The 10,950-nt window shown below is 44.0% G+C and carries 10 protein-coding genes; 4 read left to right on the top strand and 6 right to left on the bottom strand.

Features of this window, described 5'->3' with window-relative positions:
• Positions 1-143: 143 nt before the first annotated feature.
• Together RIG27_RS17695 and RIG27_RS17690 are read right to left on the bottom strand one after the other, a co-directional pair.
• The gene (locus RIG27_RS17695) at positions 144-314 is read right to left on the bottom strand and encodes a hypothetical protein (protein ID WP_446347272.1); all 171 of its coding nucleotides are present in this window, start codon (positions 312-314) and stop codon (positions 144-146) included.
• Positions 315-338: 24 nt separating this feature from the next.
• Entirely contained in the window at positions 339-560 is a 222-nt protein-coding gene (locus tag RIG27_RS17690) for a hypothetical protein (RefSeq protein ID WP_446347270.1), read from the bottom strand.
• Positions 561-595: 35 nt separating this feature from the next.
• On the opposite strand from RIG27_RS17690, the gene RIG27_RS17685 reads away from it, so the two are divergent.
• Together RIG27_RS17685 and hisB are read left to right on the top strand one after the other, a co-directional pair.
• The gene (locus RIG27_RS17685; protein ID WP_446347268.1) at positions 596-1,375 is read left to right on the top strand and encodes an ABC transporter permease; all 780 of its coding nucleotides are present in this window, start codon (positions 596-598) and stop codon (positions 1,373-1,375) included.
• Between the two features lie 202 nt (positions 1,376-1,577).
• Positions 1,578-2,222 carry an imidazoleglycerol-phosphate dehydratase HisB gene (gene hisB, locus RIG27_RS17680; protein ID WP_446347274.1) on the top strand — a complete coding sequence of 215 codons (645 nt, stop codon included), beginning with the start codon at positions 1,578-1,580 and terminating at the stop codon, positions 2,220-2,222.
• 706 nt (positions 2,223-2,928) lie between these two features.
• Here hisB and RIG27_RS17675 read toward each other — a convergent pair.
• From RIG27_RS17675 to RIG27_RS17665, 3 genes are all read right to left on the bottom strand, one after another.
• The gene (locus RIG27_RS17675) at positions 2,929-4,158 is read right to left on the bottom strand and encodes a class I SAM-dependent methyltransferase (RefSeq protein ID WP_446347266.1); all 1,230 of its coding nucleotides are present in this window, start codon (positions 4,156-4,158) and stop codon (positions 2,929-2,931) included.
• Between the two features lie 321 nt (positions 4,159-4,479).
• Positions 4,480-8,268 (bottom strand): Ig-like domain-containing protein, encoded by a 3,789-nt coding sequence (locus RIG27_RS17670; RefSeq protein ID WP_446347264.1) that lies wholly within the window; start codon positions 8,266-8,268, stop codon positions 4,480-4,482.
• A gap of 239 nt (positions 8,269-8,507) precedes the next feature.
• Positions 8,508-8,753 (bottom strand): hypothetical protein, encoded by a 246-nt coding sequence (locus RIG27_RS17665; protein WP_446347262.1) that lies wholly within the window; start codon positions 8,751-8,753, stop codon positions 8,508-8,510.
• Positions 8,754-8,837: 84 nt separating this feature from the next.
• On the opposite strand from RIG27_RS17665, the gene RIG27_RS17660 reads away from it, so the two are divergent.
• Positions 8,838-9,329, top strand: a complete 492-nt coding sequence (locus tag RIG27_RS17660) for a hypothetical protein (RefSeq protein ID WP_446347261.1) — start codon at positions 8,838-8,840, stop codon at positions 9,327-9,329.
• Positions 9,330-9,353: 24 nt separating this feature from the next.
• Here RIG27_RS17660 and RIG27_RS17655 read toward each other — a convergent pair whose 3' ends face one another.
• On the bottom strand, positions 9,354-10,328 hold the full coding sequence (locus tag RIG27_RS17655) for a carbohydrate kinase family protein (RefSeq protein ID WP_446347259.1): 975 nt from the start codon (positions 10,326-10,328) through the stop codon (positions 9,354-9,356).
• A 155-nt stretch (positions 10,329-10,483) separates the two neighbouring features.
• On the opposite strand from RIG27_RS17655, the gene pedR reads away from it, so the two are divergent.
• The gene (gene pedR / locus RIG27_RS17650) at positions 10,484-10,768 is read left to right on the top strand and encodes a photosynthetic electron transport-dependent transcriptional regulator PedR (protein ID WP_446347257.1); all 285 of its coding nucleotides are present in this window, start codon (positions 10,484-10,486) and stop codon (positions 10,766-10,768) included.
• Positions 10,769-10,950: the final 182 nt, after the last annotated feature.

Below are 10,950 nucleotides of genomic sequence, written 5' to 3'. Positions count from 1 at the left end.
TCAATAAGAATATAGTCAGATGTAGTCATGTTGGGTAATATATAGACATGAAACTCTCAGACTATGCCAAAAAAGCAGGAATCAGTTATCGAACTGCCTGGAGGTGGTGGAAACAAGGAAACTTGACCGGTCATCAATTGCGTTTACTGCTTGTCTTGGTCTCCAAATGCGAAGATTCCCTTAAACAGCATCAGTAAACCCCCGGCTAATATCGCGATCGCGAACCCGCCAATGACTAAATCGAATATGTGATTGTCCACGCTGGTTTTCCTACTCTTCCTGCAAATGCTAGCGTAGAGATCGTCATTCGTCATTCGTCATTCGTCATTCGTCATTTGTCATTTGTCAGGGAACAGGGAACAGGAAACAGGGAACAGGAAACAGGGAACAGAATTTATGTTCAGTTCGGGTACAAATACCACAGACGGAAGACTTCGTTCGCGATCGCGTTCGTAATCAAACCGCATTGCCACAACTGTAATATGTCCTTTCCCTTGGGCGAGGCGGGTTTTGAGTTGTTGAATGGTTGCTTTTTGAGCAGTGGTATAGTTATCGTGCATGATGGCGGTGGTGATACAGGAGATAGAGTCTCAGTGTGAACGCTTTTATTCAACTTGACCCCTTTGATTTAGTTTGGGGATTGGGCATGATGGCAATCGCCATTGGTTTATCCAGTTGGCAGGGTTTAGGATTGGAGTTACCGTTAGCGATCGCGACAGGGCGAACGGTGATACAGCTTTGGGTTGTGGGGTTTTTTCTGGGAGTTGTCTTTGCCTTAGATAACCCCTTGGCAGTTTTAGCCGTTTTACTGGTAATGCTAACCATTGCAGCAATTACCGCCCGTAACCGGATTGGGAAAAAAATACCCCGACTATTCTGGGTAGTATTCGGTTCGATTTTCTTCTGTAGTGCCTTAACCTTGATTTATACCAATCTACTGATTATTCAACCGGAAACCTGGTATCAGCCTCAGTATCTGATTCCCTTAGGTGGTATTGTTTTGGGCAATGCCATGAATGGATCGGCGATCGCGGGTGAACGCTTGGTAAGTACGATTACCAGTAGTCGTTTGGAAATTGAAACGCACCTGAGTTTAGGCGCTACCCCGCAACAAGCCGTGGCGGGATACCGCAAAGATGCTATCCGCGCCGGATTGATTCCTACCCTAAATCAAATGATGGTGGTGGGGATTGTCACATTACCGGGAATTATTACAGGTCAACTTTTGAGTGGCATTGACCCGTTGAATGCGGCATCTTACCAAATTTTAATCATGTTTATGATTGCGACAACTAACCTCACCACTACAATCTTGGTGACTCGGGGTATTTATCGTCAGTTTTTCAACGCCCAAGCTCAGTTAAAACTTCCTTGAAATGTCAGGGAACAGGGAACAGGGAACAGGGAACAGGGAACAGGGAACAGGGCAAGGTATAGTTGTCAGTTAAATAGTTGATACGTCGAAAAATGAATGTAGAGACGCGCCATGGCGCATCTCTAGAGGAAGATATGGAATAGGAATCTAGGTGATTAGGTGTGAGACAATAAGAAACGGTGTTTTAATGTCAAAAGCGACTATGCAAACCAGCGATCGCACAAATATCAGTTCCCAGTCTCAGCCTCCTCTATTCCCTGCCCGGACAGCAACCGTGAGACGTACCACAGGTGAAACCGATGTCCAGGTGAGCCTGAATTTCGATGGTACAGGAACCTGTAGTGCTGATACAGGTATCCCGTTTTTGGATCACATGTTGCACCAGTTATCCTCTCATGGGTTAATTGATTTAGACGTCAAAGCCACGGGTGATATCGAAATTGACGATCACCATACCAATGAAGACGTGGGCATTACACTGGGACAGGCATTTGCTCAGGCATTAGGCGATCGCAAAGGGATTGTCCGCTTTGGTCATTTTATCGCCCCCTTGGATGAGGCATTAGTCCAAGTGGCACTCGATTTTTCGGGGCGTCCTCATTTAAGCTATGGCTTAGAGATTCCCACTCAACGGGTTGGCACCTATGACACGCAACTGGTGCGGGAATTCTTTGTCGCATTGGTGAACCACAGCCAAATGACGTTGCACATCCGCCAACTGGATGGAATTAATTCTCATCATATTATTGAAGCCACATTTAAAGCATTTGCGCGATCGGTTCGTATGGCAACAGAAATTGATACCCGTCGCGCTGGAATGATTCCCAGTTCTAAGGGAGTTTTGTGACTTAATGGTTATTGGTCATCGGTCATTTGCCATTTATTAAGAATATTTTCTAGCCAGAGAAATAGAGTTATCCTCTAATCATCGACTTGTGATGCAAACCGATACTTGTCAAGACGAAATGATAAATCATCATATAAATCATCAAAATTTATACAGTATATATGCTTAGAATTCACGATAAGGTTTGATTGGCTGATCGGCTTCTTTGTTAAGATTTGTGTAGATAACTTGACGGGTATCCCGGATACTTGGTGGAAAACGTAGCATATTGTGCCTGGACATAAAGCATGTCGGCTGTAATAGGAAATGTTAAAAATGTTCATACCCGGCATTTTTAGGATGCGATCGCAGTTAAGAATCAGGTGGGTTTTATTATCCGGTTTCAGGTTAATATATAAATCTGATATCGGGGCAGTGAATCTAATGTAGGGGCGGGTTTAGGGGCAAAATTAACAGACAAACCGATAACCTTTCTACAAAACCCGCCCTGCTCCACCCTATCTGATCACATCAATCCCCCATCTCCCTACATCTTTGGCGTGCGATCGCGGTTGAAAATCAGGTGTATTTTGTTGTCGGGTTTGAGGTTAATTGATAAATTTAGGTGGGGATTAGGGCGGGTGCAAGTTGTTTATGTTGAGGTGGGTTTACTCATCTAATCCCTAAAGAAAGCCCCTACATCTTTTGACAAAGGACATACAACAAATTAAGCCATTGGCGGAACTGTTAATCCTTTAAGCGATCGCGCTTTTTCTTGACTCAACCCCTTAGACTGCACTAGCACAGTAAAACCCCCCAATCCCGTGGGATCAATCAGTTGATGTAAGGCATCCCGACGCTGCATAATTCTAATCACATCCTGCGCCCCCGCGATCGCTTGTCCCTGGTGACTTCCTAATCCTGACAATGCTGAGATGCGATCGCCTAATCCTAATGCCATTAAAAATAATCCTTGTTTGGTCAATTCTACGGTTTGCAATCCAGACAATTCTCCTTGCCGTTCCAACGCCGTAAAATTTACATGGGCGGTAATATCTTGTTGCCCAATATTTACATAAGGATTATCATGATGGCGGTGATTATAATAGCATTTCAATGTTCCCTGATATCGGGTGGGTAAATAATAGCGATCGGCAGAATACCCATAATCAATCGTCAACAAAAACCCTCGTTTTAACTTATTAGCAATCGTCTTCATCCAATCTAACGCCGCCAAATTTACTTCACTCCGATATCCATCTGGATAGGCTCCCGCATATAAATCAATTCCCATCCATTGAAAATACTCGTTTAACTGAGGTGTAGAACTATCATCGGTAACTTCGCCAAAATGAATCTCATCTACTTCTATCGTTACTGTTGTCACATACACTTCCCGAAGCTGTCTCTTTTCCAGCACAACTTGATGCACTGGAAAGGCATCCACGAGTTCGTTAGAAAAACAGCAACCTATAACTGAATTGTCCGATATCTCATCAAAGCTACACCAGCGTAACGGTAAATTAGGTAACTTTAACTGGTTTAAAACTTGCTGCTGTTTACTGATTAATCCCGCCGCTTTTTCGACAATGATATAGTCTAACGCCGCAAAACAGCCCGGATACTGTTGATATAAATAATTCAAAATATCAGCCGCAACTAATCCTTGACCCGCCCCCATTTCTACTAATGTAAAAGGTTTAGGGTGTTCCAGAATCTGCCACATTTGGGCAAACTGTTCCGCCAGTAACTCACCAAAATCATGACCCAGATGGGATGAGGTAAAAAAGTCTCCTTCCGAGCCAATATTAACTGCACCCGTAGCATAATATCCCTGTTGGGGATGATAAAGGACTAAATCCATATATTCGGCAAATGAAATACGCCGATTTGGTGTCGCCGCAATTTTATTGGCAATTAGGTGTCTCAGGGATTGTTTCTTTTGGGATAATGACATGAATGCAGATGGGGATGTAGAAACTTTCTGGTGGAACAGTTTGTAGTAAGCGCTAGACTCGCGGCTGGCAGGCTTTGTGCCTACAATAGCGATCTTAAATTGGTTTTTACTTTTAGGACTTACGCAAAGCCTCTATTCGTAGGGTGTGTTAGCGCTTGCGTAACGCACCTTTACCCCCATAAGTGGTGTTGCTGCGTAAGTCCTGACTTTGATTTCTAACCCTGAGTAAAGTCAGCTTGAGTAATTAAAGAGTCCGATACACCTAAAACTGTCACTAATAATTCACTGCTAGCATTATCACGAATTAAGGTACTGTAACCATTAGATATAAACGAGTTGATCATCAGTTAAGTCATTAGGTGTGCCGTTATCATCTTGGCTAATTGTGCTACCCAAAAGGGAAATGGCATCAAAGCTGTCTATAAATACAGAGTCTCCTTCTACCGGATCACTATCATTAGCCAAGACATCGATAGTTACGGCTGTATTTTCTAGAGTCGTAGCCTGATCATCTCCACTCACTGGGTTATCATTCACCGACGCGATCGCAAGATTAACGGCTGCACCAGCGGCAAATAGGAAACCATCCGAGGCATTCCAGATAAAGCTAGTGGTGCCATTGAAGTTGGCATCGGGAGTAAAGCTGAGGTTATCTAGGTTGATAGCCGCAATAGTTTCCCCTGGGGTTACGGCGGTATTATTTAAGCGGAGGATACCGTTAGCAGGGAGAGATAGGATATTAATTTGGCTGAGACTATCACCTTCCGGATCATTAAATACAGCGGTAAAGTCAGTCGCCGTGAAGGAAATCGTCGTGTCTTCATCCCCGGATTTGTTAATGGTACTCAGGGTGGGTGCGTCGTTGCTACCATTAATGGTTACGGTGACTGTGGCGGTATCGATGCCACCGTTGCCGTCGTCTAGGGTGTAGATAAAGCTGTCGGTAGCGGTTTCTCCTTGGGTAAGAAAAGCGAAGGCATGATTGGGGTTGTAGGTGAGGGTATTATTGGCATTCAGCGTGACTGTGCCGAGGGTATTGCTTGTATCGATACTTGCGAAGGTAAGAGTATCATTGCTGTCGATGTCGCTGTCATTGTCTAAGAAGTTGGCTGTGGTGAAAGCAGAGTCTTCGTTGATGGTGAAATTATCATCATTGGCAATGGGAATATCGTTAACGCCGTTGAGGGTAATGTTAACGGTAGCATTGTCAGTTTTGCTGTTACCATCGTCGATTGTGTAGCTGAAGTTATCGATAGCTGTTTCTCCGACAGCGAGGGATTCAAATTGACCATTTGGATCGTAGTGGAATGTGCCATCACCGTTATTGATGACTAAACCTAAAGTGGTTGTCGTATCGAGGTTAGAAACGCTGATTGTATCGCTAGAATCGGGGTCATTGTCGTTGTCTAAAACATTGGCAGTTGTGAAGGCGGTAGCTTCATCCGTACTGAAGTTATCGTTGTTAGCAGTGGGAGTTTCGTTAATATCGTTAACGGTAATCGTGAGGGATTGACTATCGCTACCGCCATTACCATCATCAGCCGTAATTTCTACATCATAACTGTTATTTCCATCGGCATCTAGGGGAGTCTCGAAGTTGGCAGGGTTGTTAAAGCTTAATTCTCCGGTGTTGGCATCAAGGGTAAAGAAACTACTATCGCTTCCTCCGGTAATCGAGAAGGTAGGAATATCGCCATCAGGATCAGTGGCGGTAATAGTGGTAACTAGAGTCGTGTTTTCATCTAGGTTAGGAGTGGAGTTAGAGGTAATTGTGGGAGATTCGTTAATGTCGTTAATAGTGAGGATTTGACTAACTCCATTATTGTCAGTTTCGTTATTTAATTCAAAGACTTGATTCCCGGCATCAGTTTGGACAATGAAAAAGTAATCACCATCAATTCCTTGGGGTAGCGTAACGGTAAGACTATTACTATTACTATAACTATCGCCTACATTGAGGAAACTGGGATTCGTTGTTGAACCCAATAACGTATCATTGTTATCTAAGATTTGGTCTAGAGATAGCCAGACTTGATCCGTCCAAATCGGTGTACTGGTAGCCGCCGTGCCGTTATTGGTGACAATCCATGCGACAACGGTTTCCTGACTAGAGAAGGCTGTTGTTGGTGCGGTAACACTGGTTACTTGCAGGTTGGGAGTAGGGGACAATTCTAGACTGATTGCCTGGTCATCGATCGCGCTGTTATTATTGTCCTCAGTAAACTCAAAAATTTGGTTATTTGTATCCGTATCAACGACGAAATAGTGATCACCTGCTAAATCGATTGGCGCAGTCACTATCTGGGTGCGAGTTATCGATTCTCCGGGTGCAAGAGTACCGGTAAAAGTAAAGGAATCGAGGAATTGATCGTTACCAACGGTTAGATTGTCCGAGAGGAAAACTTGGTCAGTCCAAGTGCCACTAGCTGTGCCATCCCCTTGATTCGTCAATGTCCAAGAAACCTCTATCCCTTGTCCTGAAACAGCGGTAGTTGGAGCGCTAATGTCACTAACAATTAAGTCCGGTGTCGGCGGAATCGTCAGTTCGATTTGGGTTGAGTTAACATTATTGGTTTCGTTCGTCTCGAACTGTTGCTCAAGGTTATCCGTCTGAGCTAAAAGGAAGTAAGTCCCTGCTGTAATGGAGTTATTTAAGGGTAAAGTAACGGATACTGACTGATTGTAGGTTTGACCTGAAGCGAGAGTCGTAGGAGCCAATTCTGTCAGTAAGATAGTATCATTTGTACTAATATTATTATCACTAGAAAGAAAGACGCGATCGCGCCATGTTCTGGTAGCCGTTCCTATTCCTGAGTTGGCAACTTGCAAATCAATCGTGATGGTATCACCAAAGTTGGCTGTTGCTGGTGCAGTTACGGAATTGACTACTAAGTCAGCAGGCGGACTAATCTGAATTGGAATCGCGGTAATATTATCAGTTTCATCTGTTTCTTGCTGTTGCTCGCTGCCATCAGCCTTAAACAGGAAGAAATAATCCCCTGTCGCAATTTCCGGGATAGTTACGTTGTTAGTAACTGTATAGTTATCTGTTGCTGCTAACGGTGTCAATGATGCTGTATTTCTGTTGAGCAACTGAACATCTGAACTATCAAGGGTTGTATCTTGGGAAATATAAACTCTATCCCACCAATCTGCTCCCGCCGTTGCTGTGGTACTACTATTAAATACTGTCCAAGACAGAGTAACCGTTTCATCTACGGCTACCGATGTTACTGGATTCCCATTAGCATCAGTGACTTGTGCTGATGATACTTCTAGGTTAGGTGCATCAATCTGAATCGGAATCGCTCTAATATTATCGGTTTCATCGGCTTCTTGTTGTTGCTCACTGCCATCAGCCTTAAACAGGAAGAAGTAATCCCCTGTCGGGATTTCTGGAATAATCGGGTTACTGGTAACTGTATAATTATTTCCCGCCACTAACGGTGTATGGGAGTTGATAAATTGGTTCACCAACCGCACATCAGAACTATCAAGAGTCTCATCTTGGGAAATATAAACCCTATCGAACCAATCTGCTCCTGCCGTTGCCGTGGTGCTACTATTAAATACTGTCCAAGACAGAGTAACTGTTTCATCTGCCGCTACCGATGTTACTGGATTCCCATTAATATCAGTGACTTGTGCTGCTGATACTTCTAAATTCGGTGCATCAATTTGAATCGGAATCGCCGTAATATTATCAGTTTCATCGGCTTCTTGTTGGTTCTCACTGCCATCAGCCTTAAACAGGAAGAAATAATCCCCTGTAGCAATTTCTGGAATAATCGGGTTACTGGTAACTGTATAATTATTTCCCGCCACTAACGGTGTATGGGAGTTGATAAAATAGTTCACCAACCGAACATCAGAACTGTCAAGGGTTGTATCTTGGGAAATATAGATTCTATCGTACCAATTTGCTCCCGCCGTTGCTGTGGTACTACTATTTAAGACTGTCCAAGACAGAGTAACTGTTTCATCTGCCGCTACCGATGTTACCGGATTCCCATTAATATCAGTGACTTGTGCTGATGATACTTCTAGGTTAGGTGTAAGAACATTGAAGGGAACGATTAAGGTATTATCATCATTATCGGTTTTTCCCAAGAGCATTTTTCACCCCAACATCGCTTCTCGCATACATTGCATATATATTCTTCTAACATAAATTTATAATGAAGCATCATCTTTACAGAATCTTTACTAACATAGTCCTTAATCTTCATTTAATCTTTAAGAAAAAGCTATTGACAATTTTCCCTTCAGAAGCTTATTTCTGTAATGGATATACCCATGTCTGAGCCTCAACATGAATAAGCAGAAGACAAGAAGCGATCGCAAGATCATCAGGTGACAGAGCGATCGCACTGGGTTTGAGCGTCGTTCGTCCCCCCACTAGAAACTTCACTAAACCCGAGCAAGGGGAGCAGGGGAGCAAACAAATGAACAATGACAAAGGACAAAGGAAAAATGACCAATCTGGTCAATCCGCCAAATAGCTGAAAAAATTTACGATAAATGGCTGAGGCAGTTGCATTCGGATGGCGAAGACAATTATAGATAACTTTCTTAACAAAATGGAAAATTAGCATCAGGGTTTTCTTTTTTCAGAGATATATCACTCCTGCAAAGTGTATATGCTGTCCAAATCAATTGCTTCCTTACCTCCTTAAAAAATGACAACTGAAGAAAAAGTTTTCGCCATTCTTTTGATGCAATTTAGTCTTCCTCCTGTCCCAGGTATGAAAGCTGTGGACGCTTGGCTAAAACAGCATCCTCAAGAAAATTGGGACACATTGAAAGACTTACTACAACAGAAAAAAATAACCATGGTTAACGGAAAGCTGACCCCGATAACTCAACAGAGTGTTACCAATTCCGGTAACGGTGTTCCCCGAAATCAAGGGGTTCAGCTACGACAACCTCAGCCGTCATCGGTGAAAACCTTTCGATTTCGTGGGGTTACCTATCAAAAAGTTGAAGCGCCTCCGATTCAACACTTGACAACAATGGCTCCACCCCTTCCACCGGAGGTTTCCCGACCCAACCCTAATGATGATATACCTGCCTCTGAGCCTCAAGTCGTGAACTTTCATGAATATGCAGAACGCAAGAAGCGATCGCAAGACAATTTAAATCAAACAGAGCGATCGCAACAGCACGGTTGATCTGAGGAAAACCGTTACATCTAATTAACCATTGTCCTTGAGAAACGCTTCCACCTCGCGTCGGGTTGGTTGAGCCGCGATCGCACCAGGTTTGAGCGTCGTTAATCCACCCACAGCACTGGCGTATTTGACCACATCTCGTGCTGACTCTGGCGTCGCTAGACATTTAAACCCATTCTGACAAAGTTGGTGAATAAAGCCAGCGACAAAACCATCACCCGCCCCTGTGGTATCTTGCACATTCAGGGTAAAGGGTGAGAAGATGCCCTCCTGTTCACCGAGACAGTAGGTTGTGTCTTGATCTCCATTGGTAACCAAAACCCCTTCTACTGAATCCAGACGATGGGTAATCGCCCCTGCATCTGAGGTATCAAAGAATAATTCAGCTTCTTCTTTGGCTATTTTAAGAAAATCGATTTGCTTGACAAATTCTTCAATCAGTGGTTTTGCCTCACTAGGATCTGACCAAAACATCGGACGCCAATTAATATCCACTAAAACTTTGACATCATAGCGATTAGCCAGATCCAAGGCTTTGTAAATCGCTTGTCGGGTTTGGGGATAGGCTAACTCCAGAGTACCCAAAACTAAATAATCAGCCCCCTCAAATAAGGATTCGGGTAACTTCGAGGCATCAAGGAAAGCGTCAGCAAATTGGGACGTGTCAAAATCACCAAACCCAGCAAATTCGCGATCGCCCTTTTCTGAACGCAGGACGTAAACCTGTCGGGTTGGTGCGGTAGGATGACGTTGAACCCCACTACTATCCACACCCACATCCTCTAATAATTGGACAAGCTGGTTTCCTGGCTCATCAACTCCCACAGCTCCGATAAACGCCGCCGGGGTTCCCAACTTAACCAACGCGCAAGCCACATTCGCTGGCGCTCCCCCAGGATAAGGCGTCCAGGATTCTACTTGTTCCAGAGATCGCCCCACCTGATTAGCTAGGCAATCGAATAAAATTTCACCGAGGCAGAGAACACGAGGATTAGTCACGGCAATATACACCTCAACTTTTCCCTCAGACTACCAGAGCCTTAACCTTTGGTTAAAAAGAATCTCTCAAACCATGATGAGTTCTGGCGTGTAGGTATCCCATAGTTCGTTAGAATTAAAAAGGCATAAGTAGATTTACCAAGGGCAAAATACCTATGGCTGGTGGCAAGTCAGATAAGTCGGTTTCTCTCTCAGACCGGGAATTACAAATTGTAGACCTGGTCGCCGTTGGTTTAACCAATCAGGAGATTGCCCAGGACTTGGAAATCAGTAAGCGTACCGTCGATAATCATATTAGTAATATTTTGCAGAAGACCCATACCGATAATCGAGTCGCACTGGTGCGTTGGGCGTTGCAGTGGGGGAAAGTTTGTTTGAATGATATTAACTGTTGTACCTTACCTCCCAAGCCCAATAATAATGATGAGGTGGTTTCATAGCTGGGGAAGCTGGGGGAGATGGGGGAGATGGGGAAGATGAGGGAGATGAGGGAAGTTGTGTAGGGGCGGGTTTCACTACTGGACTGACCCAGCTAAAATAAGACTTTGTTTGTAGTGAGAACTTTAGTTCTCTAACGCCTAGCTGGAGAGGGCTAAAGCCCTCACTACGTACCCAATCTATT

The organism is Coleofasciculus sp. F4-SAH-05, assembly GCF_040222985.1.
Classification (GTDB): domain Bacteria; phylum Cyanobacteriota; class Cyanobacteriia; order Cyanobacteriales; family Coleofasciculaceae; genus Coleofasciculus; species Coleofasciculus chthonoplastes.
The sequence above is the reverse complement of the archived record's forward strand: the minus strand, read 5'-3'. Positions and strand labels throughout refer to the sequence as shown.